The sequence below is a fragment of the Streptomyces hyderabadensis genome, assembly GCF_020404845.1.
Classification (GTDB): Bacteria; Actinomycetota; Actinomycetes; order Streptomycetales; family Streptomycetaceae; genus Streptomyces; species Streptomyces hyderabadensis.
Genome location: NZ_JAIOJZ010000034.1, coordinates 42,950 through 68,704, shown reverse-complemented (window position 1 = coordinate 68,704; position 25,755 = coordinate 42,950). Strand labels below are relative to the sequence as shown.

Below are 25,755 nucleotides of genomic sequence, written 5' to 3'. Positions count from 1 at the left end.
ACAACGAGCGGCGCGGCACTTGGGTTACGGACGCTGGATGTTCGGACGGCGGACTCAACGGACTTTCACCGAAGGTGACTTGGGGAACGCGGAAAGTGAATGCCGACGCTGCCGTCTTCAGCGGGCGTCGTCCGGCAGCAGCCGGGCGAGGGTGCGCACGGCCCGGTACTGGAGCGTCTTGATGGCGCCCTCGTTCTTGCCCATGACGCGGGCGGTCTCGGCGACCGAGAGGCCCTGGAGGAAGCGCAGGGTCACGCACTCCTGCTGCTGCGGGTTGAGCCGTCGTACGGCCTCCAGCAGGGCGGCGTTGGAGAGCGATTCGAGTACGGAGTCCTCGGGGGAGCGCTCGACCTCGTTGGCGTCGAGCATCTCGCCGGTGGTGACCTCGAGCCGGAAGCGGCTGGACTTGAAGTGGTCGGCGACCAGGTTGCGGGCGATGGTCACCAGCCAGGCGCCGAAGTCGCGCCCCTGCCAGGTGAAGGTGCCGATGCGCCTGAGGGCCCGCAGGAAGGTCTCGCTGGTGAGGTCCTCGGCGGTGGCCTTGCCGCCCACGCGGTAGTAGATGTAGCGGTACACGGTGTCGCTGTACTGGTCGTAGAGCCGGCCGAAGGCGTCGGCCTCGCCGGCCTGGGCCCGCTCGACCAGCTCCATCATGCGGGCGCTGTCGCTGTCCGCGGCGGGGCGGCGGTGGGTGGTGGCGGCGGCCCCGGACGAGGACGACCGCGCTCGTCTGCCGACGGCGGCGCTTCCTTCGGCCAGTGCGTAGCACGGACCGGCGGGCACGGCGGCCGCGGCGAGGGCGGGGACGGCATACGCGGTGGGGACGAAGCCGCGCAACAGGTCTTGGGCTGATTTGACCGTTGCGCGCAGCGTAGCCAGGCCCGAGGCGTCAACCCCGACGTGTGGGTACACGGGACTCCCAGAGGCAGAGCTTCCATCACGTGCAGTACGGAACCATTCACCCGTCGTAGCGAAGGTGGGGCACCGGAATGCGTCTGAGGAGAATAACGCTTCGTGCAGGCACTGCTACGCCCAGTTGCTCAAATCATCGATTACGTCGCTTCCGTGCCCGATTGACGCTCGATCAGCTGCGCCAGAATGATCGCTTGATGACCGGAACGGTTCGGATTCCGTGTGACTACAGAGCGTGTTGTGGCCGATGTGAGTACGGGGGACTGGAGAGCCCGTTCCGGGGGTACGTCATCCCGATTGGGTCAACGGCCGGGTCGGTGACCGGGCCGGCGACCGGGACGACGCGTCAACGGCGGCGGCGGTGCAGCGCGATGGCCGCCGCGGTGCCGCCCGCCACCGCGCCGACGCCCGCGGCCGCGGGGATGCCGACCTTGGCCGCCTTGCGGCCGGTGCGGTAGTCGCGCAGCCGCCACTCCAGCTCGCGGGCGTGCTTGCGCAGCTTGGAGTCCGGGTTGATGGCGTACGGGTGTCCGACCAGCGACAGCATCGGGATGTCGTTGTGGGAGTCGCTGTAGGCGGCGCAGCGGGAGAGGTCCAGGGCCTCGGCCGCGGCCAGCGCCCGGACCGCCTCCGCCTTCGCGGGGCCGTGCAGCGGTTCGCCGACCAGCTTGCCCGTGTAGACGCCGCCGATGGACTCGGCCACCGTGCCCAGCGCGCCGGTCAGGCCCAGGCGGCGGGCGATCACCTGGGCGATCTCCACCGGGGCCGCCGTGACCAGCCAGACCTTCTGCCCGGCGTCCAGGTGGGCCTGGGCGAGGGCGCGGGTGCCGGGCCAGATCCGCTCGGCCATGTACTCGTCGTAGATCTCCTCGCCGATCGACTTCAGCTCGGAGACGCGGTGGCCCTTGACGATGGACAGCGCGGAGTCGCGGGCGTCCTGCATGTGCTCCGGGTCCTCGAACCCGGCCAGCCGGAACCACGCCTGCTGCCAGGCGAAGCGGGCCAGGTCGCGGGTCTCGAAGAACTTGCGCTTGTACAGGCCCCGGCCGAAGTGGAAGATCGCGGCGCCCTGCATGACGGTGTTGTCCAGGTCGAAGAACGCGGCCGCTCTTTCGTCGCCGTGCACCGGGAACTCCGGCTCCGCGACGCCGGAGTCGGTTTCCTGGACGGGCTCTGCGGTCTCGGCGGCCTCCGCGGACTTGCGCGCCGCCTCCGCCGAGGCCTCGCCTGCCAACACGCTCCGCGCCGTGGCGGAGCGCCTACGGGGAGTGAGCCATCGAAGAGCGGCCATGCCCGTGAGCATAGCCAGTCTGTTCGGATGCTTCGGAGTCGAGAGGTTCGCGGGCTGTGAACTCTGGGCGACCGGGCCGTTAAAGGGCCTCCGGGCGGACGGCCTCCGGGTGAACGGCCTCCGGGCGAGGGGGCGCCCGCGCGCGCGAGAATGGCCGGCATGAGTCCCCTCTTCCGCCGGAAGCCCGCGCAGCCCCCTGAGCACTCCGAGAACCATCTCGTCACCCTCATCCGCAAACCCGGCTGTCATCTGTGTGATGACGCACAGCTCGTCGTGGAGAAGGTCTGTGCCGAGCTCGGCGTCCCCTGGGAGGGGAAGGACATCACCGAGGACCGGGGGCTCCACGACCAGTACTGGGAACAGATTCCGGTCGTGCTGGTCGACGGGCGGCAGCACACCTTCTGGCGTGTGAACGAGGAACGGCTGCGCAAGGCACTGACCGATCAGTACAAGTAGTCCGTATGGTCGCTTAGGATCGATGGCGACCAGGTCTCGGGGGCGTTGATCGTGAGGAGTGTGTGCGGCTTTGCCCCCGATGAGTGAGGAACGCGGGCATGGATGCGCCGGTTCCCGTCCCGTGCGCCGGGGGCGCGTGACCCCGGTCACGTTGGCCGGGCAAATCGGACACCATCTTTGTGCACGCGTTCACAAAGACATAGCCTGCATTCGACGGGGCGGTCATGTAGGGACGTATGACCGCCTACAGCCCCGCTCTACCCGCAGGAGCACCGTGGCAACTGGCCGAACACACCGACCGGCGACCCGCAGCCGAGGGATTCCCGAGGCCACCGTCGCCAGGCTTCCGCTGTACCTCCGCGCACTGACCGCGCTCTCCGAGCGCTCGGTGCCGACGGTGTCGTCCGAGGAGCTGGCGGCCGCCGCGGGGGTCAACTCCGCGAAGCTGCGCAAGGACTTCTCCTACCTGGGCTCCTACGGCACGCGCGGTGTCGGCTACGACGTCGAGTATCTCGTCTACCAGATCTCCCGCGAACTCGGCCTGACCCAGGACTGGCCGGTAGTGATCGTCGGTATCGGTAACCTCGGCGCCGCCCTCGCCAACTACGGCGGCTTCGCGTCCCGCGGTTTCCGGGTCGCCGCGCTCATCGACGCCGATCCGGGAATGGCCGGAAAGCCGGTGGCCGGGATCCCGGTGCAGCACACCGACGAGCTGGAGAAGATCATCCAGGACGACGGCGTCTCCATCGGTGTGATCGCCACCCCCGCCGGCGCCGCCCAGCAGGTCTGCGACCGTCTCGTGGCCGCCGGTGTCACCTCCATCCTGAACTTCGCGCCGACCGTGCTGAACGTCCCCGAGGGCGTCGACGTGCGCAAGGTCGACCTCTCCATCGAGCTGCAGATCCTCGCCTTCCACGAGCAGCGCAAGGCGGGCGAGGAGGCCGCGGGCGACGCCGGTGCCGTGCCGCCCGTCGCCGCCCGCAAGCAGCAGCCCGCCACCGACCAGGGACCCGACGGGGACGTGCCCGCCGTGATGCCGGCATGAGCCTCCTCGTCGTCGGACTGAGCCACCGCAGCGCACCGGTCAGCGTGCTGGAGCGGGCGTCCCTGAACGCGGACGCGCAGCTCAAGCTGCTCCAGGACACGGTCGCCGCCGAACCGGCCGCCGAGGCCGCGGTGCTGGCCACCTGCAACCGCATCGAGCTGTACGCCGACGTGGACAAGTTCCACGCCGGTGTCGCCGAGCTGTCCACGCTGCTCGCCCAGCACAGCGGGGTCGGCCTGGAGGAGCTGACGCCGTACCTCTACGTGCACTACGAGGACCGGGCCGTCCACCACCTGTTCTCGGTGGCCTGCGGGCTGGACTCGATGGTGGTCGGCGAGGGGCAGATCCTCGGCCAGATAAAGGACTCCCTGGCCCGTGCCCAGGACCTGCACACCGCCGGGCGGCTGCTGAACGACCTGTTCCAGCAGGCGCTCAGGGTCGGCAAGCGCGCGCACTCCGAGACCGGCATCGACCGCGCCGGGCAGTCCCTGGTCACCTTCGGCCTGGAGCAGCTGTCCGCCGGAGCCGACGTCCAGCAGTGGGCGCGCGGCAAGAAGGCGCTGGTCATCGGCGCCGGTTCGATGTCCTCGCTGGCCGCCGCCACGCTGGCGCGGGCCGGGGTCGCCGAGATCGTGGTCGCCAACCGCACCTTCGAGCGGGCCGAGCGGCTCGCCGAGATCCTTTCCGAGGGCGACGACACGGACGTGCTGGCCCGCGCGGTACCGATGGACGCGGTGCCGGTCGAGCTGACACGTGCCGACGTGGCCGTCTCCTGCACCGGGGCGACCGGGCTGGTCCTCACGGCCGACGCGGTGGTGGCCTCGGTGGAGGGCCGTACCGGCGCCCCCGCCGTCGAGGACACCGCCGTACCGGGGACTGCCGTACGGGAAGCCGGCGACACGCCACTGCCGGGTGCCGGGAGCGCCGCCGACGAGAACTGCCCGCTGGACCTGTCCTCCGTGTCCTCCGTCCCGTCCGGCTTCTCCGTCATGGGCGAGGCCGCCGTGGCCGGCATGGACGCGGCGACGCTGGAGCAGCACGGGGCGTGGGCCGCGGGCGGTACGGCGGTGGACCGGCCGCGCGAGAGCGGCCGGACGGGTCCGGAGGCGGAGGCCGAGCTGATCGGCGCGCTCGCCGCGACGGCGACCCGCGTCGGCCGCATCCCCGAGCGCCGCCGCCCGGAGCCGGTCGCCGGGGTGCCGCGCCCCGAGCCTGTGCTCTTCCTGCTCGACCTCGCGATGCCGCGGGACGTCGACGCCGCCGTGCACCGGCTGGCCGGGGTGCGGCTGGTGGACATCGAGTCGCTCGCCGACGCCTCCGCCGACGCACCGATGGCCGCCGACGTCGACATGGTCCGCCGGATCGTCGCCGACGAGGTCGCCGCGTTCGGCGCCGCCCAGCGCGCCGCGCACATCACGCCCACCGTGGTCGCGCTGCGCAGCATGGCCGCGGACGTGGTGGCCGGTGAGATCGCCCGCCTGGAGGGGCGGCTGCCGGGGCTCGACGACAAGCACCGCGCCGAGATCACCCAGACCGTCAAGCGTGTGGTCGACAAGCTCCTGCACGCGCCGACGGTGCGGGTCAAGCAGCTCGCCGCCGAACCCGGCGGTGCCGGGTACGCGGACGCGCTGCGCACCCTGTTCGACCTCGACCAGGAGACGGTGGCCTCCGTCTCCCGCGCCGGGAACAGCACCACTGAGAAGAACCGAGGGCCGGCATGACTGAGAAGGCACTGAGGCTGGGGACCAGGCGCAGCAAGCTCGCCATGGCCCAGTCCGGGCAGGTGGCGGACGCCGTGAGCCAGGTGACCGGTCGGCCCGTTGAGCTGGTCGAGATCACCACGTACGGGGACACGTCGCGGGAGCACCTGGCGCAGATCGGCGGCACGGGCGTGTTCGTCGCGGCGCTGCGCGACGCGCTGCTGCGGGGTGAGGTGGACTTCGCGGTTCACTCGCTCAAGGACCTCCCCACCGCGCAGCACGAGGACCTGGTCGTGGCCGCGATCCCGGAGCGGGAGGACCCGCGGGACGTGGTCGTCGCCCGGGACGCGCGCAAGCTGACCGACCTCCCGCGCGGGGCGCGCATCGGCACGGGCGCGCCGCGCCGCATGGCGCAGCTGAACGCGTACGCCCGCACGCACGGGATGGAGATCGAGACGGTCCCGATCCGGGGCAACGTCGACACCCGCATCGGATACGTCCGCAGCGGGGAACTGGACGCCGTCGTACTGGCCGCCGCCGGACTGAACCGGGTGGGCCGCATCGACGAGGTGACCGACTTCCTGTCGGTCGACACGGTTCTGCCGGCCCCCGGCCAGGGGGCACTGGCGATCGAGTGCGCGGCGGACAACACCGCGCTGATCGCCGCGCTCGCCGAGCTCGACGACCCGTTCACGCGGGCCGCCGTGACGGCCGAGCGGTCACTGCTCGCCGCCCTGGAGGCCGGCTGCAGCGCACCCGTGGGCGCGCTGGCCGACCTTCTGGCCGACGGGCAGATTGTCAAGGAAATGCGCCTGCGCGGCGTCGTCGGCACGACCGACGGCTCGACGCTGGTGCAGCTGTCCACCACCGGTCCCGTGCCCGAGACGCACGAGGCGGCGCTGGCGCTCGGTCGCGAACTCGCGACCGAGATGCTCGCCCAGGGCGCGGCCGGTCTGATGGGGGAGCGAGCACATTGAGCCCCACCACCCTTCCCGCCGGTCCGGAACACGGGCACGTCACCTTCCTCGGTGCCGGACCCGGAGATCCGGGACTGCTGACTCTGCGCGCCGTCGAGGCGCTGGCGCACGCGGACGTCCTCGTCGCCGAGCACGAGGTGCTCGACGTCGTACGCACGCATGCGAGGCAGGGCGTGTCGGAAGTGCACACGGATGCCGATCCGTCGGATCCGGGCACAGGCGCGCCCCAGCTGACGGTTGTTGACGGTGCGTCAACGACCCTCGGCGCCCCCGCTGTGCGGGATGCCGCACATCTTGTCATGGAGGCCGCGCGGGGCGGCAGGCGGGTCGTGCGTGCGGTGACCGGGGACCCCGGGCTCGACGCGTACGCCGCCGAGGAGATGCTGGCCTGCGCCGCGGCCGGGGTGCCCTTCGAGGTCGTCCCGGGCATCGCGAACGCCGTGGGCGTGCCCGCGTACGCCGGTGTGCCGCTGCGGGACGCGGAGGGCGCCGACGTGCGGTTCGTGGACGCCCGTACGGCGTCGGACCGCTGCTGGACGGAGATGGGCGCGTCCGACGGCACGGTGGTCGTGTCGACGACGCTGGACTCGGTGGCCGCGGCGGCCGGGGAGCTGGTGTCGGCGGGCCGCAAGCCGGACACCCCGCTGACGGTGACGATCGCCGGTACGACGACCAGGCAGCGCACCTGGTCCGCGACGCTCGGCACGGTCGCCCAGACCCTGAAGCAGGCGAAGGTGCTGCCGTCCCCGGACGGCGGCCGCCCGGTGATAGCCGTGGTCGGCGAGCGCTCCGCCTCCGCCCGGCGCGACCAGTTGTCGTGGTTCGAGTCCAAGCCGCTGTTCGGCTGGAAGGTCCTCGTCCCGCGCACGAAGGAGCAGGCGGCGTCGCTCTCCGACCAGCTGAGGTCCTACGGCGCGGTGCCGCACGAGGTGCCGACCATCGCGGTGGAGCCGCCGCGCACCCCGCAGCAGATGGAGCGGGCGGTCAAGGGCCTGGTGACGGGCCGCTACGAGTGGATCGCGTTCACGTCGGTCAACGCGGTGAAGGCGGTCCGCGAGAAGTTCGAGGAGTACGGCCTCGACGCCCGCGCCTTCGCCGGCATCAAGGTCGCCGCCGTGGGCGAGCAGACGGCGAACGCGTTGATCGCCTTCGGCGTCAAGCCGGACCTGGTGCCGAGCGGCGAGCAGTCGGCCGCCGGTCTCCTGGAGGACTGGCCGCCCTACGACCCGGTCTTCGACCCGATCGACCGCGTCTTCCTGCCCCGCGCCGACATCGCCACGGAGACCCTGGTCGCCGGTCTGATCGAGCTGGGCTGGGAGGTCGACGACGTCACGGCCTACCGCACGGTGCGCGCCTCGCCGCCGCCGGCCACCACCCGGGAGGCCATCAAGGGCGGCGGCTTCGACGCGGTGCTCTTCACGTCGTCGTCCACGGTCCGCAACCTGGTCGGCATCGCGGGCAAGCCGCACAACGTCACGGTGATCGCCTGCATCGGCCCGGCCACCGCCAAGACGGCCGAGGAACACGGCCTGCGCGTCGACGTGATGTCCCCGGAGCCGTCCGTCACCAAGCTGGCGGAGGCCCTGGCCGACTTCGGCCTGCGGCGCCGCGCGGCGGCCCTGGAGGCGGGGGATCCGGTGACGCGGCCGAGCGAACGGCGGCCGGGGTCCCGGAGACGGCGGTCTTCGACCTGAACGTGATGTGGGGCGCCCTGTACGGGGCGCCCCACAGTCGTCTCACCGGGCGGACACCGGCCGTTGCAGCCCCGACAGGTCCAGCGGCGGGGCCGGGGGCAGCGGCGCCGGGCGGGACGGGGGGTGGGCCTGGAAGGACTGGAAGAGGTAGGTGAGGAGGCGGCGGGCGGCGGGGAGGGCGGTCTCGGGGGGCTGGGCCGCCAGGCCGCTCACCGCGAGGAGGAGCAGGGGGATGTCGGCGGGGGCGAAGTCCTCGCGGAGCTGGCCGGCGTCGCGGGCGCGCTGGACCAGGTGGGACAGGCGCTCCTCGGCGACGGCCCGTTGCCGGTCGTAGGCCAGGGCCTCGGGGAAGCCGGCCATGAAGACGGTTTCGAAGCCGCGGTCGGTGACCAGGGTCGTGCAGATCCTTTCGAGGAGCGTGTAGAGGCCGTGGCCCGGGTTCGGGTCGGCCTGGGCCTCCTCGAACGCGGTCGCGCACACCGCCAGCTGGTCCTCGAAGGCGGCGGTGACGAGTGCCGAGCGGGTGGGGAAGCGGCGGTAGAGGGTGGCCACGCCGACGCCGGCCCGGCGGGCGACCGCGCTCATCGGGGCGTCCACGCCCTGGGCGGCGAAGACCTCGCGGGCGGCGTCCAGGACGCGTTCGCGGTTGCGGCGGGCATCCGCGCGCAGTTCCGCCGGGGTGTCTCCGGCCGCCGGACCGGACGGCTTGTGAGAGGGCTGGTCAGGCATGTTTCTCACTTCCGGGGCAAGTGGAGGGCCTCGTCCACTTATGGACCTAGCGTGAGCGTAGCAGCGGACGCGGGCCTCGCCTCCGCGCTTCCCGAACGCGATGTGGATCTTGAGACATGGGTGAGATGAAGGCGGTCCTCTTCGACCGTTACGGGCCTGCTGACGTGCTCTACGTCGGGCGGCGGCCGGTGCCCGCCATCGGCCCCGACGAGGTGCTGGTGCGGGTGCGCGCCGCCGGAGTCAACGGCGGCGACCTGCACGACCGGACCGGCAAGGTGAGCCTGGTGACCGGGCGGTCCTTCCCCAAGGGGTGCGGCATCGACTTCGCGGGGGAGGTCGCAGAAGTCGGCGCGGCCGTCACCGGGGTGCGGGAGGGGGAGCGGGTGTGGGGGCTGCTGGGGCGGCGTACCGGCAGCATGGCCGAGTACGTCGCCGTCAGCCCGCGGCGGATCGCGGCCGCGCCGCGGAACCTCACCCCGGAGGAGGCCGTCTCGCTGGTCGCGGGTGCGACCACGGCGCTGACCGCGCTGCGGGACAAGGCCGCCCTGCAGCCCGGCGAGCGGCTGCTGGTGCGGGGCGGGAGCGGGGGCGTGGGCAGCGTCGCCGTGCAGGTCGGCAGGCTGCTCGGGGCGCACGTCGTCGCGCTCGCCGGGGCGGGGAACCTGGACTTCGTGCGGGGGCTGGGGGCCGAGGAGGCGCTGGACCACCGGACGACTCCGCTGTCCGCCCTCGGCCGCTTCGACGTCGTCCTCGACACCGTCGGCACCGAACCGGCCCGGGTGCGGCGGCTGCTGGCGCCGGGCGGGCGGATGGTCGCGGTCACCGTCGACTTCGACCGGCCGCTCGCGGGGATCGCCGCCGTGCTCGGCTCCGTCGTGCACGGGAAGGGGCGCATTCGCTTCTTCAGCGGGAATCCCGACGGCGCGCTGCTCGCCGAGGCCGCCCGGCTCGCCGAGCACGGCGATCTGGTCCCCGTCGTCGACACCGTCCACCCGCTCGACCGGGCCGCCGACGCCCAGCGGGCCCTGGAGGCCGGCGGCGTCCGGGGCAAGCACGTCGTGCGGGTCGCCGCCGCGCAGGACCCGGGCCGCGATGGGGGTCCTGCCTAGTCGGACTCCAGCAGCTCCTTGAGCCTCGCCAGGTCGGCCGTGACCATGCCGGCGTCCCGCTCGAAGTCGGCGTCGGTCGTCCCGGGCTGCCTGCGGAGGGTGAACACCACCTCGCTGCGGGTGCCGTCGGCGATCACGCGGACCGGGTTGTGGACGGTCTCCCCGGAGGGCAGCGTGACGTCGTGGTCGAGTACGCCCAGGTCGTTGCGCGGGGTGAAGGTCACCGTGACCCGGCCCATGGGGGAGGACTCCGCGACCCAGTGGTCCGCGCTCTTCTCGATGGATGCGCCGAGGCCGTGGGCCCACGCGGGCAGGTTGGCCGGGTTCGAGGCGAAGGCGTAGACGTCGTCGACGGAGCGGTCGATGCGGATGCTCAGGTGGCGCGACTGGTCGCCGGTGCTGTTCATGGCAGCGACGGTAGCGGGCCGTCGGCACCGCCCTCTTGAACGAATCGGCCACCTCCCGGGCCGACTCCCCGTCGGCAAAGGCACGGGTGGGGCGGGCGTAGCGTAGGTGGTATGACGACGTACGGATCCTTTCCCGGCACCCGGCCCCGGCGGCTGCGGACCACCCCCGTGATGCGTCGGATGGTCGCCGAGACCCGGCTGCACCCCGCCGACTTCATCCTCCCCGCCTTCGTCCTGGAGGGCGCGAGCGAGCCGGTGCCGATCGCGGCGATGCCCGGCGTCGTGCAGCACACCCGGGACACCCTGAAGAAGGCGGCCGCGGAGGCGGTCGAGGCCGGGATCTCCGGGATCATGCTCTTCGGGGTGCCGGAGGAGGGGAAGAAGGACGCCGCCGGCACGGCGGGCACCGACCCCGACGGGATCCTCCAGGTCGCGCTGCGGGACGTGCGGGCCGAGGTCGGGGACGAGCTGCTCGTCATGTCCGACCTCTGCCTCGACGAGTTCACCGACCACGGTCACTGCGGCGTGCTCGACGACCAGGGGCGCGTCGACAACGACGCCACCCTGGAGCGGTACGCCGAGATGGCGCAGGTCCAGGCCGACGCGGGCGCCCACGTGGTCGGGCCCAGCGGGATGATGGACGGTCAGATCGGTGTCGTCCGTGACGCCCTCGACCAGATCGGGCGGGAGGACGTCGCGATCCTCGCGTACACCGCCAAGTACGCCTCCGCCTTCTACGGGCCCTTCCGCGAGGCCGTCGGGTCCTCGCTCAAGGGCGACCGCAAGACCTACCAGCAGGACGCCGCCAACGCGCGCGAAGCGATGCGGGAGCTGGCCCTGGACCTGGAGGAGGGGGCCGACATGGTGATGGTCAAGCCGGCCGGTCCCTACCTCGACATCCTCGCCAAGGTCGCCGAGGCCTCGGACGTGCCCGTCGCCGCCTACCAGATCTCCGGCGAGTACTCGATGATCGAGGCCGCCGCCGAGAAGGGCTGGATCGACCGCGACCGGGCCATCCTGGAGTCCCTCACCGGGATCAAGCGGGCGGGCGCGCGCAACATCCTGACGTACTGGGCAACCGAGGTCGCTCGCACACTGCGCTGAGCGACCGGTGCCGGCCCTTCACACACGGGGTGCGGGCGCGCTGACCCCTTCAGTACTCGAGCGCGTTGGCCGCCTCGGTCTGCCAGTACGTGACCGTCAGCGCGGTGTCGACGTACACGCCCCCGGAGGGCAGCTTGACCGTGGCGATGGAGCCGTCCTCGAAGGGGATGGTGAGGGTGCTGGTCTCGTAGCCGTTCTCGCCGCTGCCGTCGCCGGAGGACAGCCGTACGCCCGCGTAGCCGGACTCGCCGGGGGCCAGCGTCGTCAGCGACTGGGGCTTGCTGGACTCCGCGACCGGCGGCACCGACTGGGCCTCGCCGAACCGGGCCGCCGGGTACTGCGGCAGCGCGCACGTCTTCGAGCCGGTGTTGGTGGCGGTCAGCAGCAGGTGGTTGATCGGGCGGGGGGCGTTCGCCGCGGTGATCCGTACGTCGGACGCGGAGCACTTGCCGGGGAGGTCAGAGTCGGAGCCCTCCGAGCCGTCGGAGCCGGAGCCGGTGCCGGCTTCGGAGCCGGATGCCTTGTCGTTGCCGGCGGAACCGGTCGATCCGGTCGAGCCGGCCGTCCCCGTGTCCTCCGTCTTCCCGGCGTCGCCCTTCGCGCCGCCCGCCGGCCGGGCGCTGTTCCCGTCCGCCGGTGCGGAGGCGGTGGATTCGGGCGCGGGGGAGCCGGTGAGTTCGTCGCCCTCGCAGGCCGTCAGGGAGAGTGCGGCCAGCGCGACCGTGGTGGCGGCGAACAGGCGGGTACGGGTGATGCGGCGTGCGGACATGGCAGGTCCCCCTGGGGATGCGAGAGTTGGGGCGAGCCGCTCGACCGTTCGGCGGGAGCGGCTGCTTGGATGACCACAGCTTGCGGTCCTGATCGTCCCGGCCGCCAGCGATGGGGGAGCATGCGGGACGATGGGACGCCCGGAACGCTCTGACCTGCGAGAACGGCGTCCCTCTGGGATGCGGTACGGGGATGCGAGGAGAGGGAGGAACGGTGGCGGGGGACGACTTCGCGGCACTGCTTCGGGAGCTGAAGGAGCGGTCCGGGCTCAGTTACGGGGCACTCGGCAAGCGGCTGCACATGAGCGGCTCGACCCTGCACAGGTACGTCAGCGGGGAGGTCGTCCCGGTCGAGTTCGCGCCCGTCGAACGCCTCGCCCGCGTGTGCCGGGCGACCCCCGAGGAACTGCTCGAACTCCACCGCCGCTGGATCCGTGCGGACGCGCTGCGCGGCGTGAAGAAGGACGAGACCGAGGGGGCCGACGGGAGCGAGGGGAGCGAGGGCGCCGAGCGTGCGGCCGCGGACGGCACCGCGTCGGCGACGGCACCGTCGGAGGTCCCGCCCGCCCCGGAGACCACCCCCGTACCGGTCAGCACCCAGCCCGCCCCCGACGCCTCCGCTCCGGCCCGCCGCCGGGTCCCGCGCGCCGCGCTCTACGCCGCGACCGGCGTCGTCGCCGTCAGCGCCGCCGTGGCGCTCGTGGCCAACCTCGTGTCGAGCCCGGACGACGACGGCCGGCACGGTCCGGCCGGGGCCGTGGCGCAGACCTCCGCGCCGGTGTCGGCGACCGCGACCGGTCCGGGTTCGCCGAGCGCGAGCGCCACCACGCCCTCCCCGTCCGCCTCCGCGTCCGGCTCCGAGTCCCCCGACGCGTCGCCGTCGCGTGCGGCCACCGCCGCGCCGAGCCGCGAGGCACCCCCGGCCGGGCCCCTGCTCACCGTCTCCACCACCCCGTACTACTGGGACGTGCCCTGCGAGCACTCCTTCCTCATCGACCGCAGCCCGAAGAACGTGTCCAAGCCCCCGCCCCAGCAGGACGCCGTCGGCTGGGCCACTCCCCTCAACGCGGTGTCCGCGAACCGGCAGACGGCCGTCCTCACCGTGCAGGGCACCGGTCCGGAGACGGTGGTCCTGAAGGACCTGCACGTGCGGGTGGTGAGCAGCGGTCCGGCGCTGGACTGGAACCAGTACGCGATGGGCGTCGGCTGCGGCGGCCAGGTGAACACCAAGGCGTTCGACGTCTCGCTGGACCTCGGCACCCCGACGGCCGCGCCGATCGGCGGCCAGCGGGACTTCCCGTACAGCGTCAGCGAATCCGACCCGGAGGTCTTCTACGTCAACGCGCACACCAGCGAGCACGACGTCAGCTGGTACCTGGAGCTGGAGTGGTCCAGCGGCGGCCGGCACGGCACGCTGCGCGTCGACGACCACGGCAAGCCGTTCCGCACCAGCGCCTCCCGGGACGACTCGTACTACGCGTACCCCCTCGGCGGCGACGCCTGGGAGCTGGTCGAGGGCGGCTGAGGCGGGCCGGGCGCGGGCATCGGACGGCGGCAAGTGCGCCCGGGGGATAGGTTGTTGACGACACAACCGGTTCGCATCGTCAGGCGACATCCGAAAGGTGGGACGCGCATGCCCGGTGACGCCCTCAGCCAGGACCCCGCGGAGCTGCGGAGGAGGATCGACAGCAGCAAGGCGCACCCGGCGCGGGTCTACGACGTCTTCCTCGGCGGCAAGGACCACTACCCCGCCGACCTGAACGCCGCGGCCGCCGGGCTCGCCGCCAACCCGCGCGGCTACCTCGACGTACGGCACAACCGCGACTTCCTGCGGCGTTCGGTGACCGCGCTGGCCCGCGAGGACGGCATCCGGCAGTTCCTGGACATCGGCACCGGGCTGCCCACCGCCGAGAACGTGCACCAGATCGCCCAGGGCATCGCCCCCGAGTCGCGGGTCGTCTACGTCGACAACGACCCCGTCGTGCTCGCCCACGCCCGTGCCCTGCTCACCAGCGGGCCCGAGGGGCGCACGGACTACATCGACGCCGACCTGAAGAGCCCGGCGCGGATCCTCGAACAGGCCGCCGGAACCCTGGACTTCAGCCGTCCCGTCGCGCTCTGCCTGGTCGCCATCCTGCACTTCGTCGAGGACGAGGAGGCGTACCCGATCGTCCGCGAGCTGATGGACGCGCTGCCCGCCGGCAGCCGGCTCGTCCTCAGCCACCTCACGGAGGACCTCAACCCGGAGAACATCCGCGCGGTCCAGCGGACGTACACGGAGCGGGGGTTCACCTTCGTGCTGCGCTCCCGCAAGGACGTCGAGCGCTTCTTCACCGAGACCGGTCTGGAGCTGGCCGAGCCGGGGGTCGTCCCGGTGCACCACTGGCGGCCGGACCACGCGGCACCGGTGCCGGAGCAGCCGGAGGAGTCGTACCTCGCCGGGCTCGACGAGATCGAGAAGGTCCGGTACAAGGACATCAACGACGTCACGGACGCGGACATCAACGTCTACGGCGGGCTGGGGGTCAAGGGCTGACGGCTCGGTGCACGGGGGCGGTGGGCCCGGTCGCGCGGGTGGTGTCCGGATCGCGGAAAGTTCCTTGTAGGCGGCACGTACCTGCCTAGGCTGCGCGCATGACCGTGACTGAGACCGCGTCCGCCTCCGCCCCCGCCACCAGCGCTCCGCTGCCGCCGCTCGCCGCGCGGGCCCGGTCGATCGGCGGTTCGCCCGTACGCGACATCCTCGCCGTCACCGCCCGCCCCGAGGTGATCAACTTCGCGGGCGGGCTGCCGGCCCCGGAACTGTTCGACGCGGAGGGCATCGCCGCCGCGTACCGGGACGTCCTCGCCGAGACGCCCGCGCGGGCCCTGCAGTACTCCACGACCGAGGGCGAGCCCACCCTGCGGGCCGCGCTGGCCGCCCGCACCTCGGCGCGCGGTCTGGCCACCGGCGCCGACGACATCCTCGTCACCACCGGCTCCCAGCAGGCCCTGTCGCTGCTCGCCACCGCCCTGCTCGAACCCGGCGACACCGTCCTCGTCGAGCGCCCCTGCTACCTGGCCGCCCTCCAGGCCTTCGGCTTCGCGGGCGCCCGGGTGCTGGCCGTGCCCGGGGACGAGGACGGGATCGACCCCGGGGCCCTGGAGGAACTGGTGGTGCGCGAGCGGCCGAAGCTGCTCTACACGGTCCCCACCTTCTCCAACCCGACCGGCCGCACCCTGCCCGCCGCGCGCCGCGCCGCCGTCGCCGAGGTCGCGGGCCGGTGCGGCCTGTGGATCGTCGAGGACGATCCGTACGGCGAGCTGCGCTTCGAGGGCGAGCGGGTGCCCTGGATCGCCTCCTGCGAGGGGGCCCGGGACCGGACCGTGCTGCTCGGCTCCTTCTCCAAGGTCATGGCCCCCGGCCTGCGCCTGGGCTGGCTGCGGGCGCCCGCCGGGCTGCTCCGGGCCTGCGCGGTCGCCAAGCAGGCCGCCGACCTGCACACCCCGACCGTCAACCAGCTCGCCGCCGCCCGCTACCTGGCCGACCGGGACCTGGACGCCCATGTCGCCCGGGTCGCCGCCGTCTACGCGGAGCGCCGGGACGCCATGCTCGCGGGCCTCGCGGACGCGCTCCCGGCGGGGTCGGTGTGGACCCGGCCCGAGGGCGGCATGTTCCTGTGGGCCCGGCTGCCCGACGGGTACGACACCACCGCCCTGCTCCCCGAGGTGGTCCGGCACGACGTGGCGTACGTCCCCGGCGCGCCCTTCCACGCCGGGGACCCGGACCGCGCCACGCTGCGGCTGTGCTTCGTCACGCAGACCCCGGACGAGATCGCGGAGGGGCTGCGGCGGCTCGGGCAGGGGCTGCGGGCCGCGCGTTAGACCGGCACCGGCCGGGTCACCCCTGCCGGGTCACTCCTGCCGGGTCACTCCTGCCGGGTCACTCCTGCCGGGTCACTCCTGCCGGGTCACTCCTGCCGGGTCACTCCTGCCGGGTCACTCCTGCCGGGTCACTCCTGCCGGGTCACTCCTGCCGGGTCACCCCTGACGGGTCACCCCTGCCGGGTCCCCCCGCCGGGTCACTCCCTGGCCGTCGCGACCGTCACCGCCCGGACCCGCAGGGCCACCCGGCCGGGCAGGGCGGTCGCGACCAGGGTGAGGAGCCCGGCCCCGGCGACCACCGCCACGTAGACGAGCGGGAGGACGGCCGGTGCCGCCCGGCCGGTCATGCCGACGCTGAACGCGGTCAGGACGGACAGGGCGATGGCGCTGCCGAGCGCGGTGGCGAGCAGGAGCAGCGACAGCGCCTCGGTGCGCAGCATGCGCAGCACCTGGCGGCGGGTGGCGCCCGCGAGGCGCAGCAGCGCGAACTCGCGGACGCGCTCGGAGACCGACATGGCGAGCGTGTTGACGACCGCGATCGCGGTGAAGGCGAGGACGAGGCCCATGGCGAGGAGGTTCACCTCGGCATTGGCCTGTTGCCGCTCGGCCTGGAGGGAGTCCGCGGCGGCCGGGGTGAGGACGGTGAGCCCGGGGAACCCCCGCAGCGCGGCGGCCAGGTCGTCGCGGGCCCGGTCCGTGCCGACCAGGAGGGTGGCGGCCAGCGGATTGTCGACGTGAGCCGCGACCAGGCCGTGCGCGAAGGTGAGGTCGCCGAAGCCCAGGCCCCTGGCGTAGACGGCGGCGACCGTGACCTCGACGGGCGTGCCGTCGCCGAGCGTGAGCTTCAGGGCGTCGCCCGGGGCCAGGCCGAGCTGGTCCGCGGCCAGTTCGCTGACGGCGACGGTGCGCTCCGTGAGGCCGTCGAGCGAACCGGCGACCACGTCCGGGTCCCAGGTGCGGGTGAGGCCGGCGGGCGTGACGCCCTGCGCGGCGTACTTGTCGAGGCCGACCCGGACGGTGGTGCGGACCACCTCGGTCACCGCGTCCCCGCCCGAGCGCAGCCGGTGTGCCGCCTCGGCCGGGACGCCGGGCCCCTGGGAGGCGACGACCCAGTCGGCGCGCACCCCCTCGCGGGCCTGGGCGCGGGCCGCGTCGCCGAGGGTGGGCTGCGCGAACAGCACGGTGCAGGCCATGCCGACCAGCAGCGTCAGCGGGGTGACCACGGAGGCCGCGCGGGCGGCGCCCGCGCGCAGGTTGGCGGTGGCGAGCCTGCCGCCGTGGCCGGTCAGCCGCAGCGGTCCCGCCAGCAGCAGGGCCGCCGCCCTGACCAGCAGCGGCCCGAGCAGGGCGACGGCGGTCGACAGGACGACGACAGCGAGGAAGGTGACCGGTGTCGAGGCGGGCTCGGTGCGCAGCGTGCCGAGCACCACCACCAGCACGACGCCACCGGCGAGCAGCACCAGCCCGGCGAGCAGGCGGCCCCACGAGGTCCGGGGGCTTTCGGCGCGGGCCTCGGCGAGCGCCTCCGCGGGACGGATCCGGACGACCCGGCGGGAGGCGATCCGCGCGGCGGCCCAGGCACCGAGGAGGGTCGCGGCGACGGCGGCGAGCGGCGGGACGAAGCCGGTGGTGTGTCGGAGCGTGGCGGGTACGGCGCCCAGCGCCACGAACCTGTCGAACAGCAGCCCGCCCAGCGGGAGTCCCAGCAGGGCGCCGACGGTGCCGGCGGCGGCGCCGACGATCAGCGCCTCCCGCCCGAGCAGCCGGCGGATCTGCCCCGGGGTGGCGGCGACGGCACGCAGCAGGGCCAGTTCCCGGTGGCGCTGCTGGACGGTGAGCGCGAAGGTCCCGACGACCACGAGGACCGCCACGAGCAGCGAGGTGCCGCCCATCGCGCCGCCCATGCTGACCAGCTTGGTGCGGGCCGCGGCGGCGTCCAGGAACTCCACCGGGCCGCGGGCGTCGCCGGTGGTGACCCGGGCGCCGGTACCGGTTCCGGCGCCGCCGGTGTCGCGCAGCGCCGCGGTGAGGTCGTGCCGCAGCCGCTCCGGGGCGGTGCCCGGCTCGGGGACCACTCCGAAGGCGGTGACCTGCCCCGGGTGGCCGGCGAGCCGGCGGGCCTCGGCGGCGGAGAAGAAGAGGGAGGTCTGGTGGACCACGTCCGGACCCGGAGCGGCGATCCCGGAGACCCGGTAGGTACGCGGGGCCCGCGTCGACTGGACGGTGAGGCGGTCGCCGGGGGCGAGCCGGGCGCGGGCGGCGAGGTGCTGGTCGACGACCACGTCGCCGGCGGCCTCGGGGGCGGTGCCGGAGGTGAGCCGGTACGGCGTCAGCGCGGCGGACTCCCAGGCGTGCCCGTAGCCGGCCCGGCCGTCCGCGCCGGTGCCGCCGCCGGTGTCGGTGCTGGTCAAGGGCGTGGCCGGGAAGGTCAGTTCGGGGATCACCCGGGCGACGCCGGGCGTGCCCGCGAGGGTGTCCGCGAGGGAGGCGGCGAGCCAGGCCCGCTCGGCGACGGGCTTGGCCTTGTGCTTGACCTTGGTCTTGCCCTTCTTGTGCTTGACGGTCCTCTGGTGGACGTTCTGGTCGGCGGAGACCAGCACCGGGGCCGCGGTGTACCGCTCGGTGCGAACGGTGCCGCGCAGTCCGGTCTCCAGCAGCGTGCCGCACGCGGTGATCAGCGCGGCCGCGCACATCAGGGCGAGGAAGGCGCCGAGGAAGCCGGCCTTGCGGGCGCGCACGGTCTTCAGGGCGTAGCGCAGCATCATGAGGGGTCGGCCTCTCTTCTGTCGGTGTCCGGCTCCGGGACGGGGAAGGCGAGGAACCGGGTGAGCAGCGTGCGGGCGCCGGGCGGGGTCTGGTCCGCGGGCCGCTTGTAGCGGTTGAGGAGGGCGATGTACTCCTCGAAGAAGGCGTGGAGTTCGGGGAGCGTGAGCCGGATCGTGCCGCGCGAGTAGGGGTAGGCGTCGGCCCACGGGTCGTCGGGTGCGGTCCGTTGCAGCCGCTCGAAGAGTTCCAGGTCGGCGGCGTACGCGTGCCGGTTCAGCTCGTCCATGACCTGCCGGGTCTCGGGGCTCTGGCGGCTGCGGGGCGGGAAGCGGCGGTCGCGGGGCACGGCACGCCACCAGCGCTCCCGGCCGCCGCCGCGCTCCGTCTCCTCCACGAAGCCGTATCTGGCCAGCTCACGCAGGTGGTAGCTGGTCGCCCCGGTGTTCAGGCCGAGCGAGCGGGCCAGGGTCGCCGACGTGGCCGGTCCGTGCAGGCTCAGGTGGTGCAGCACCCGCTGTCGGCGCGGGTGCGCGAGCGCCTTGAGCGCGGCGGGGGCGAGTGCTTCGGGTTCCTCGGGCATGCGTCCACAGTCGTCTGTGCACAGGTGTCTGTGCACTGCGGTGGACCGGTGTCCGCACCGGGGGTTGTCCCCACCCCGCAACCGGTGCCGCGGACGGCGGACCGCTCCCGGGCCCCGGCGCTACCGGGGCGACGGCGACCGGGTGGTCGGGTCGGCGGCGCCCACGCGGGCGTCGACGCACTCCCGTTCGCCGTCGGCCGAGGCGGGCCGGAAGCAGGCCCGGACGACGCTCCCGGGGCGGGCCGCGGTCATGACCGTGTAGACGTAGGACTCCGCGTCGACCTCGTCCGCGATCTCCGCGCGCCGGGTCGGGCCGCCCGCCGTCACCTCCAGCCGGTCCCCGACCCGCGTCCCCCACATCCTGGCCCATCCGGCCTGGCACGCGGGGCTGTAGCGCAGCTCCACCCGGGCGCCGGTGGCGGTGCGTTCGGTGGTGAGGGTGTCGGGTCCCGAGCCGCAGTACATGTGCATCGGGTCCTGGCCCTCGCAGGCGGCGCCCCGGCAGCGGGGGCCGGGTACGGACGGCGCGGCGGACGGCGGCCCGTGGGCGCCCCGGTCGCCCGGCCGGTGCGGCAGCAGCAGGAGCGCCGAGCCGACACCCCCCGCGGTGACCGCACACACCGACGCCAGCACCACCAGCAGGCGTCCGCGGCCCAGGCGCGGCCCGGCCGGGCCCCGGGACGGCGGCGGCTCGGGCGGCGGTTGCGGAGGGGAGGGGCCCGCGGGGGCGGCCTCCGGCGGGGCCGGGGCGGGCCGCGCCCCGCGTCCGCTCCACTCCGACTCGGCGATCTCCCACAGCGCCAGCAGCCGCCCCTCCGGCTCCCGCGCCAGCCGGCACAGGTCCCGCACGGCCCGGCGCGGCGGCACCGTCTTGCCGTTGAGGTAGCGCTCCCAGGACGACTTGCTGTACGTGGTGCGCTCCGCCAGCGCCGCCAGGCTCAGGCCCGTACGCGTGCGCAACTCCCGCAGCGCCGTGGTCAGCCGGTCGTGTTCCGGCGTCACTTCGGCGCCTTCCCCCGCAGTGCCTTCCAGGTGTGCGGGCCGACGATGCCGTCCACGACGAGCCCGTGCCGCTTCTGCACCCGCTTGACCGCGCGCTGCGTCATCGGGCCGAAGATCCCGTCGACCTCCCCCGGCGAGAGCCCCGCCCGCGCCAGCAGGCACTGCACCTCGGCGACCTCGGGGCCCGCCTCGCCGTAGGCCACGATGGCGTCCCGGGTACGGCTGTTGCCCGCGTACCAGCGGCCGTCGGTCCGGGTGATCCGGCAGGTGTAGGTGACCGGCGAGCGGGACGCCGACGCGGTGGCCGGGGCGGGCGTGGCCGTCGTCGTACCGTTCGCCCGGTCGCCGCCCCCGGCACCCGGGTCGGCGTCGGAGCCGCCGGGGAGCCGCACCGCCAGCAGGACGGCGGCGGAGACGGCCAGGACGAGGGCCACCGCCCCCGCCACCACGGCACCGCGCGGCCACCGCCCTCCGGTCCGCTCGCCCCCGGCCGGGGTCACGGCCGCCGCGCCCTCCCGCCCGGCGGCTGCCGTGCCGTCCGGCTCGGCGAGGACGCCCCCGCGGGTCCGCGCCCAGCGCTCGGCGGCGACCTCGTGCAGCGCGAGCAGCCGGGTCGGCTCCTCACCGACGATCCGGGCCATCGCCTCGACGGCCTCCCGGGGCGGCAGCGACCGCCCGCCGAGATAGCGCTCCCAGGACTTCGCGCTGTACCCCGTCTTCGCGGCCAGCTGCCGCATGCTCAGTCCGCCGTGGTCCTTCAGCCGCCGTAATCGCACCACCAACTGGTGGACGCGCGGGTCGAGTTCGGCGGGCAGCTCTTTCCAACGCGACATGTTCCCCCACTCGCGTCCGGGCTCGCTGGTCCAGGTTCCCGTTCCCCCGGCCTCATTCTGCATCAGCGACCACGACACCCGTCGGGCATCGGTTCCCGCACCCGTACGGAATCGGCCACCGCCCGCCCCGGCCGTCCCGTGGCGCCGTCTCGGCGGGCGGCGTCCCCGCAGGTCGCGGGGCGGGACGTCCCGCGAGTCCGCCAGGTGCGGTGCGGCCGTCGCCGAGCGCGCCGCCGGGACCGCAGGATCGTCCTCGACAGCACCGCGAACGCATCGGAGGGGAACCATGCGAGCTTTGACCAGGGCACTCGTGAGTGTGGCCACCACGGCCGGGATCGCCGTCGGCTCACTGGCGGCGGCGGGCACCGCGACGGCCGCGCCGGAGCCGGCCCGGCAGCGGGCGGCGAGCGCGGAGGCGGTGTCCGTGCTGGCCGTGAACAACCTGGGGCTGGACACCAGGCACGCCAGGAACTGGCAGTGCTACCTCGAGTTCATGGGGCACAACCCCGGCTCGGCCGACGGGCTGCTGGGCACCAACAGCTGGAAGGCGGCGCAGCGCATGTTCGCGTCCGAGGGGCTCTACCCCAAGGACGAGATCGACGGGATCGTCGGCCCCAAGACGATCCGGGGACTGCAGCGCTACCTGAACTCCCGCGGCTACAACGCCGGTACGGCTGACGGGATCGCCGGGCCGAAGACCAAGGCGGCGTTCTGGGAGTTCAACGAGACCTGCTGACCGGACCCGACGAACCGCACACACGCCGCGGCCCGTCCTCCCTCGGGGGAGAGGACGGGCCGCGTGCCGGGTCGCCGAGGCGCTCAGAGCCGCTCGGGCGTCCGGATGCCCAGCAGGGCCATGCCCCGGTGCAGGGTGCGGGCCGTGAGGTCGCACAGGAACAGGCGGTTCTCCACCTGCTCCGGCGTCTCGGCCTTCAGCACCGGGCACTTGTCGTAGAACGTCGTGTACAGCGACGCCAGCTGGTACAGGTACGCGGCGAGCTTGTGCGGGGCGTACTCCGCGGCCGCCTCGAAGACCGTGTCCCCGAACGCGTCCAGGTGCAGGCCCAGCGCGCGCTCCGCCTCGTGCAGCGCCAGCTCCGGGTGGGCGGCGGGGCCCACCTCGCCGGCCTTGCGGAGGATGGACCGGATCCGGGCGTAGGCGTACTGGAGGTAGACGGACGTGTCGCCGTTGAGCGAGACCATCTGGTCCAGGTCGAACTTGTAGTCGCGGTTCGGCGACGTCGACAGGTCCGCGTACTTCACGGCCCCGATGCCGACCTGCGCCGCCCGCTCCTGGATCTCGTCCTCGGTGAGGTCCCGCGCCTTCTCCCGCACGACCTCCGCCGCCCGCTGCACGGCCTCGTCCAGCAGGTCCTCCAGCCGCACGGTCTCGCCCGCACGCGTCTTGAAGGGCTTGCCGTCCGCGCCGAGCACCGTGCCGTACGCCATGTTGTGCGCGGTGACGTCGTCGTTCAGCCAGCCGGCCCGGCGGGCGGTCTCGAAGACCATCCTGAAGTGCAGCGACTGGCGCACGTCGACCACGTACAGCAGCGTGGTGGCGGCCAGGTCCTGGACCCGGTTGCGGATCGCGGTCAGGTCGGAGGCCGCATAGCCGAAGCCGCCGTCCGCCTTCTGCACGATCAGCGGGACCGGCTGGTCGTCCTTGCCGCGGATCTCGTCGAAGAACACCACGAGCGCGCCCTCGGAGCGCACCGCGACACCCATCTCCTCCAGGAGGCGGGCGGTCTCCGGCATGCCGTCGTTGTACGCGGACTCGCCGACGATCTCCTCGTCGCGGATCTCCATGTCGAGCTTGTCGAAGACGGAGTAGAAGTAGACCTTCGACTCGTCCACGAACTGCTGCCACAGCTCCAGCGTCTCCTTGTCGCCGGACTGGAGGGCGACGACCCGCTTGCGGGCCCGCTCCTTGAACTCCTCGTCCGCGTCGAAGAGCGCCCGCGACGCCTTGTACACCCGGTTCAGGTTCGACATGGCCTGCTCGCCGTCGACCTCCCCGGCCGGGGCCAGCTCGCCCGGGTGCTCGAACAGGTACTGGATGAGCATGCCGAACTGGGTGCCCCAGTCACCGATGTGGTGCCGGCCGATCGTCTTCTCGCCGGTGAAGTCGAGCATGCCGCGCAGCGCGTCGCCGATCACCGCCGACCGCAGGTGGCCGACGTGCATCTCCTTCGCCACGTTCGGCTGGGCGTAGTCGACGACCGTGGTGCCCGCGTCCTGCTTCAGCGGCACGCCGAGGCGCTCGCCGTCCGCGAGCCGCGCGGCGAGGTTGGCGGTGATCGCCCGGTCGGCGACGGTGATGTTGAGGAAGCCGGGTCCGGAGACCTCGACGTCCTTGATCAGCTCGTCACCGGTGGTGATGCGGGCGACGACCTCGGCGGCCAGCTCCCGAGGGTTCGCCTTCGCCTTCTTGGCCAGCGCGAGGATGCCGTTGGCCTGGTAGTCCGCCCGGTCACTGCGTCGCAGCAGCGGGTCGGCGCCGGCGGCCTCCGGCCGGGTGGCCGTGAGGGCGGACGCGAGCTGCTGCTGGACGGAGTGGGTGAGGGACGTGACCGAGGCCATGGAGTGGCTGCCGTTCTGCTCGGGTTCGTGGAAGTAGTACAGAAACCGAGTATCCCATGCGGTGAAAAGCGGTTTTCGCGGATGCGGGCCGGGCTGGGAGAATGGACCGGTCAGCCGGGCGACCGTACCGGCTGTCCCCGGAGCGGTTCCGGGGAGGTTCCAGGAAAGAGGACGTGCCGATCGTGGCTCAGAGCACCGAGACCACCGACTGGGTCTCCCGTTTCGCGGATGAGGTCATCGAGGAGTCGGAGCGTCGGGCCCCGGGCAAACCTGTGGTCGTCGCGTCCGGTCTGTCGCCCTCCGGCCCCATCCACCTGGGCAACCTCCGCGAGGTCATGACCCCGCACCTGGTCGCCGACGAGGTGCGCCGCCGGGGCCACCGGGTCCGGCACCTGATCTCCTGGGACGACTACGACCGCTACCGCAAGGTGCCGGCCGGTGTCGCGGGCGTCGACGAGACCTGGGCCGAGCACATCGGCAAGCCGCTGACCTCCGTCCCGGCCCCCGAGGGCTCCCCGCACCCGAACTGGGCCGAGCACTTCAAGGCCGCGATGACCGCCTCGCTCGCCGAGCTGGGCGTCGAGTTCGACGGGATCAGCCAGACCGAGCAGTACACCTCCGGTGTCTACCGCGAGCAGATCCTGCACGCCATGAAGCACCGGCGGGACATCGACGCGATCCTCGACCAGTACCGCACCAAGAAGGCGCCCGCGAAGAAGCCGCAGAAGTCGCAGAAGCCCGTCGACGAGGCCGAGCTGGAGGCCGCCGAGGGCTCCGGCGCCGCCGCCGAGGACGACGGCAGCTCCGGCACCGCCGGATACTTCCCGTACAAGCCGTACTGCGGCAACTGCGAGAAGGACCTGACCACGGTCACCGCCTACGACGACGACTCGACCGAGCTGACCTACGCCTGCACCGCCTGCGGCTTCTCCGAGACCGTGCGGCTGAGCGAGTTCAACCGCGGCAAGCTGGTCTGGAAGGTCGACTGGCCGATGCGCTGGGCCTACGAGGGGGTCGTCTTCGAGCCCAGCGGCGTGGACCACTCCTCGCCCGGGTCGTCGTTCCAGGTCGGCGGGCAGATCGTCGGGATCTTCGGCGGCAAGCAGCCGATCGGCCCGATGTACGCCTTCGTCGGCATCAGCGGCATGGCCAAGATGTCCTCCTCCAAGGGCGGCGTGCCCACCCCGGCCGACGCGCTCCAGATCATGGAGCCGCAGCTGCTGCGCTGGCTGTACGCCCGCCGCCGGCCCAACCAGTCCTTCAAGATCGCCTTCGACCAGGAGATCCAGCGGCTCTACGACGAGTGGGACCGCCTCGACGCCAAGGTCGCCGACGGCTCGGCCCTGCCCGCCGACGCCGCCGCGCACTCCCGCGCGGTGCGCACCGCCGCCGGTGAGCTGCCCCGCACGCCCAGGCCGCTGCCGTACCGGACGCTGGCCTCCGTGGCCGACATCACCGCCGGACACGAGGACCAGGCGCTGCGCATCCTCGGCGAGCTGGACCCGGCGAACCCGATCGCGGCGCTGGACGAGGCCCGGCCGCGCTACGACAAGGCCGAGGCGTGGATCAACACCCACGTCCCCGCCGACCAGCGCACCATCGTGCGCCGGGAGCCGGACGCCGAGCTGCTCAAGTCCCTCGACGAGCCGAGCCGGCAGTCGCTGCGGCTGCTGCTCGACGGACTGGCCGACCACTGGTCCCTGGACGGGCTCACCCACCACGTCTACGGCGTGCCCAAGGTGCAGGCGGGCTTCCCCGCCGACGCCACGCCCAAGGAACTGCCGCCGGAGATCAAGACCGCCCAGCGGACGTTCTTCGCGCTGCTGTACCACCTGCTCGTCGGCCGCGACACCGGCCCGCGCCTGCCCACGCTGCTGCTCGCGGTGGGGCAGGACCGGGTGCGGACCCTGCTCGGGGAGTAGGACCCGCCACAACGGCG

General features: G+C 73.3%; 22 protein-coding genes. 12 read left to right on the top strand and 10 right to left on the bottom strand.

The annotated features are described in order from the left end of the window. Window positions 1–117: 117 nt before the first annotated feature. Both K7854_RS24520 and K7854_RS24515 read right to left on the bottom strand, forming a co-directional pair. Window positions 118–912: an ECF subfamily RNA polymerase sigma factor, BldN family gene (locus K7854_RS24520; protein ID WP_007443701.1), complete on the bottom strand. Its 795-nt coding sequence runs from the start codon at window positions 910–912 to the stop codon at window positions 118–120. 346 nt (window positions 913–1,258) lie between these two features. Further along, entirely contained in the window at window positions 1,259–2,203 is a 945-nt protein-coding gene (locus K7854_RS24515; protein WP_226028725.1) for an HAD family hydrolase, read from the bottom strand. Window positions 2,204–2,353: 150 nt separating this feature from the next. Between K7854_RS24515 and K7854_RS24510 the strand changes: the two genes are divergently transcribed. The 5 genes from K7854_RS24510 to K7854_RS24490 all read left to right on the top strand — a co-directional run bounded on the left by K7854_RS24510 (window position 2,354) and on the right by K7854_RS24490 (window position 8,075). Beyond that, complete coding sequence (locus tag K7854_RS24510) at window positions 2,354–2,659, top strand: glutaredoxin family protein (protein WP_226028724.1); 306 nt, start codon at window positions 2,354–2,356, stop codon at window positions 2,657–2,659. Between the two features lie 274 nt (window positions 2,660–2,933). Further along, window positions 2,934–3,704 (top strand): redox-sensing transcriptional repressor Rex, encoded by a 771-nt coding sequence (locus K7854_RS24505; protein WP_226028723.1) that lies wholly within the window; start codon window positions 2,934–2,936, stop codon window positions 3,702–3,704. Then, window positions 3,701–5,425 (top strand): glutamyl-tRNA reductase, encoded by a 1,725-nt coding sequence (locus K7854_RS24500; protein WP_226028722.1) that lies wholly within the window; start codon window positions 3,701–3,703, stop codon window positions 5,423–5,425. The genes K7854_RS24505 and K7854_RS24500 overlap by 4 nt, the downstream gene beginning before the upstream one ends. After that, window positions 5,422–6,381 carry a hydroxymethylbilane synthase gene (hemC, locus tag K7854_RS24495; protein ID WP_226028721.1) on the top strand — a complete coding sequence of 320 codons (960 nt, stop codon included), beginning with the start codon at window positions 5,422–5,424 and terminating at the stop codon, window positions 6,379–6,381. The genes K7854_RS24500 and hemC overlap by 4 nt, the downstream gene beginning before the upstream one ends. Continuing rightward, the gene (locus K7854_RS24490) at window positions 6,378–8,075 is read left to right on the top strand and encodes a bifunctional uroporphyrinogen-III C-methyltransferase/uroporphyrinogen-III synthase (protein ID WP_226028720.1); all 1,698 of its coding nucleotides are present in this window, start codon (window positions 6,378–6,380) and stop codon (window positions 8,073–8,075) included. The genes hemC and K7854_RS24490 overlap by 4 nt, the downstream gene beginning before the upstream one ends. Window positions 8,076–8,117: 42 nt before the next feature. On the opposite strand, the gene K7854_RS24485 is transcribed toward K7854_RS24490, so the two are convergent. Then, window positions 8,118–8,804 carry a TetR/AcrR family transcriptional regulator gene (locus K7854_RS24485; RefSeq protein WP_226028719.1) on the bottom strand — a complete coding sequence of 229 codons (687 nt, stop codon included), beginning with the start codon at window positions 8,802–8,804 and terminating at the stop codon, window positions 8,118–8,120. Window positions 8,805–8,920: 116 nt separating this feature from the next. On the opposite strand from K7854_RS24485, the gene K7854_RS24480 reads away from it, so the two are divergent. Continuing rightward, window positions 8,921–9,913 carry an NAD(P)-dependent alcohol dehydrogenase gene (locus tag K7854_RS24480; RefSeq protein ID WP_226028718.1) on the top strand — a complete coding sequence of 331 codons (993 nt, stop codon included), beginning with the start codon at window positions 8,921–8,923 and terminating at the stop codon, window positions 9,911–9,913. On the opposite strand, the gene K7854_RS24475 is transcribed toward K7854_RS24480, so the two are convergent. After that, window positions 9,910–10,320 (bottom strand): SRPBCC family protein, encoded by a 411-nt coding sequence (locus K7854_RS24475; RefSeq protein ID WP_226028717.1) that lies wholly within the window; start codon window positions 10,318–10,320, stop codon window positions 9,910–9,912. The two genes, K7854_RS24480 and K7854_RS24475, sit on opposite strands and share 4 nt — an antisense overlap. A gap of 111 nt (window positions 10,321–10,431) precedes the next feature. Here K7854_RS24475 and hemB point away from each other — a divergent pair, with 111 nt between their 5' ends. Continuing rightward, on the top strand, window positions 10,432–11,424 hold the full coding sequence (gene hemB / locus K7854_RS24470) for a porphobilinogen synthase (protein ID WP_226028716.1): 993 nt from the start codon (window positions 10,432–10,434) through the stop codon (window positions 11,422–11,424). A gap of 49 nt (window positions 11,425–11,473) precedes the next feature. Here hemB and K7854_RS24465 read toward each other — a convergent pair whose 3' ends face one another. Further along, window positions 11,474–12,193 (bottom strand): DUF4232 domain-containing protein, encoded by a 720-nt coding sequence (locus K7854_RS24465; protein WP_226028715.1) that lies wholly within the window; start codon window positions 12,191–12,193, stop codon window positions 11,474–11,476. A 212-nt stretch (window positions 12,194–12,405) separates the two neighbouring features. Between K7854_RS24465 and K7854_RS24460 the strand changes: the two genes are divergently transcribed. The 3 genes from K7854_RS24460 to K7854_RS24450 all read left to right on the top strand — a co-directional run bounded on the left by K7854_RS24460 (window position 12,406) and on the right by K7854_RS24450 (window position 16,055). Next, on the top strand, window positions 12,406–13,716 hold the full coding sequence (locus tag K7854_RS24460) for a helix-turn-helix domain-containing protein (RefSeq protein WP_226028714.1): 1,311 nt from the start codon (window positions 12,406–12,408) through the stop codon (window positions 13,714–13,716). A 108-nt stretch (window positions 13,717–13,824) separates the two neighbouring features. Further along, window positions 13,825–14,727, top strand: coding sequence for an SAM-dependent methyltransferase (locus K7854_RS24455; RefSeq protein ID WP_226028713.1), 903 nt, complete (start codon window positions 13,825–13,827; stop codon window positions 14,725–14,727). A 98-nt stretch (window positions 14,728–14,825) separates the two neighbouring features. Next, entirely contained in the window at window positions 14,826–16,055 is a 1,230-nt protein-coding gene (locus K7854_RS24450; protein WP_226028712.1) for an aminotransferase-like domain-containing protein, read from the top strand. Between the two features lie 197 nt (window positions 16,056–16,252). Here K7854_RS24450 and K7854_RS24445 read toward each other — a convergent pair whose 3' ends face one another. The 4 genes from K7854_RS24445 to K7854_RS24430 form a co-directional block, all read right to left on the bottom strand. Further along, window positions 16,253–18,820 (bottom strand): FtsX-like permease family protein, encoded by a 2,568-nt coding sequence (locus K7854_RS24445; protein WP_226028711.1) that lies wholly within the window; start codon window positions 18,818–18,820, stop codon window positions 16,253–16,255. Continuing rightward, window positions 18,817–19,401 (bottom strand): ArsR/SmtB family transcription factor, encoded by a 585-nt coding sequence (locus K7854_RS24440; protein WP_226028710.1) that lies wholly within the window; start codon window positions 19,399–19,401, stop codon window positions 18,817–18,819. The genes K7854_RS24445 and K7854_RS24440 overlap by 4 nt, the downstream gene beginning before the upstream one ends. A gap of 120 nt (window positions 19,402–19,521) precedes the next feature. Continuing rightward, a complete protein-coding gene (locus K7854_RS24435; protein ID WP_226028709.1) occupies window positions 19,522–20,403 on the bottom strand; it encodes a helix-turn-helix domain-containing protein in 882 nt (293 codons plus the stop codon). After that, window positions 20,400–21,236 carry a peptidoglycan-binding protein gene (locus K7854_RS24430; RefSeq protein ID WP_226028708.1) on the bottom strand — a complete coding sequence of 279 codons (837 nt, stop codon included), beginning with the start codon at window positions 21,234–21,236 and terminating at the stop codon, window positions 20,400–20,402. The genes K7854_RS24435 and K7854_RS24430 overlap by 4 nt, the downstream gene beginning before the upstream one ends. Window positions 21,237–21,522: 286 nt before the next feature. Between K7854_RS24430 and K7854_RS24425 the strand changes: the two genes are divergently transcribed. Next, entirely contained in the window at window positions 21,523–21,972 is a 450-nt protein-coding gene (locus K7854_RS24425) for a peptidoglycan-binding domain-containing protein (RefSeq protein WP_226028707.1), read from the top strand. 83 nt (window positions 21,973–22,055) lie between these two features. Here K7854_RS24425 and argS read toward each other — a convergent pair whose 3' ends face one another. Next, a complete protein-coding gene (gene argS, locus K7854_RS24420; protein WP_226028706.1) occupies window positions 22,056–23,816 on the bottom strand; it encodes an arginine--tRNA ligase in 1,761 nt (586 codons plus the stop codon). Window positions 23,817–23,989: 173 nt separating this feature from the next. On the opposite strand from argS, the gene lysS reads away from it, so the two are divergent. Further along, entirely contained in the window at window positions 23,990–25,738 is a 1,749-nt protein-coding gene (gene lysS, locus K7854_RS24415) for a lysine--tRNA ligase (protein WP_226028705.1), read from the top strand. The last annotated feature ends 17 nt before the right edge of the window (window positions 25,739–25,755 follow it).

Excerpts from the sequence above, each read along its gene's own strand:
- K7854_RS24515 (WP_226028725.1), bottom strand. The coding sequence starts at position 2,203 with ATGGCCGCTCTTCGATGGCTCACTCCCCGTAGGCGCTCCGCCACGGCG.
- K7854_RS24510 (WP_226028724.1), top strand. The coding sequence starts at position 2,354 with ATGGCCGGCATGAGTCCCCTCTTCCGCCGGAAGCCCGCGCAGCCCCCT.
- K7854_RS24500 (WP_226028722.1), top strand. The coding sequence starts at position 3,701 with ATGAGCCTCCTCGTCGTCGGACTGAGCCACCGCAGCGCACCGGTCAGC.
- hemC (WP_226028721.1), top strand. The coding sequence starts at position 5,422 with ATGACTGAGAAGGCACTGAGGCTGGGGACCAGGCGCAGCAAGCTCGCC.
- K7854_RS24485 (WP_226028719.1), bottom strand. The coding sequence starts at position 8,804 with ATGCCTGACCAGCCCTCTCACAAGCCGTCCGGTCCGGCGGCCGGAGAC.
- K7854_RS24480 (WP_226028718.1), top strand. The coding sequence starts at position 8,921 with ATGGGTGAGATGAAGGCGGTCCTCTTCGACCGTTACGGGCCTGCTGAC.
- K7854_RS24475 (WP_226028717.1), bottom strand. The coding sequence starts at position 10,320 with ATGAACAGCACCGGCGACCAGTCGCGCCACCTGAGCATCCGCATCGAC.
- hemB (WP_226028716.1), top strand. The coding sequence starts at position 10,432 with ATGACGACGTACGGATCCTTTCCCGGCACCCGGCCCCGGCGGCTGCGG.
- K7854_RS24465 (WP_226028715.1), bottom strand. The coding sequence starts at position 12,193 with ATGTCCGCACGCCGCATCACCCGTACCCGCCTGTTCGCCGCCACCACG.
- K7854_RS24455 (WP_226028713.1), top strand. The coding sequence starts at position 13,825 with ATGCCCGGTGACGCCCTCAGCCAGGACCCCGCGGAGCTGCGGAGGAGG.
- K7854_RS24450 (WP_226028712.1), top strand. The coding sequence starts at position 14,826 with ATGACCGTGACTGAGACCGCGTCCGCCTCCGCCCCCGCCACCAGCGCT.
- K7854_RS24445 (WP_226028711.1), bottom strand. The coding sequence starts at position 18,820 with ATGATGCTGCGCTACGCCCTGAAGACCGTGCGCGCCCGCAAGGCCGGC.
- K7854_RS24440 (WP_226028710.1), bottom strand. The coding sequence starts at position 19,401 with ATGCCCGAGGAACCCGAAGCACTCGCCCCCGCCGCGCTCAAGGCGCTC.
- K7854_RS24430 (WP_226028708.1), bottom strand. The coding sequence starts at position 21,236 with ATGTCGCGTTGGAAAGAGCTGCCCGCCGAACTCGACCCGCGCGTCCAC.
- K7854_RS24425 (WP_226028707.1), top strand. The coding sequence starts at position 21,523 with ATGCGAGCTTTGACCAGGGCACTCGTGAGTGTGGCCACCACGGCCGGG.
- argS (WP_226028706.1), bottom strand. The coding sequence starts at position 23,816 with ATGGCCTCGGTCACGTCCCTCACCCACTCCGTCCAGCAGCAGCTCGCG.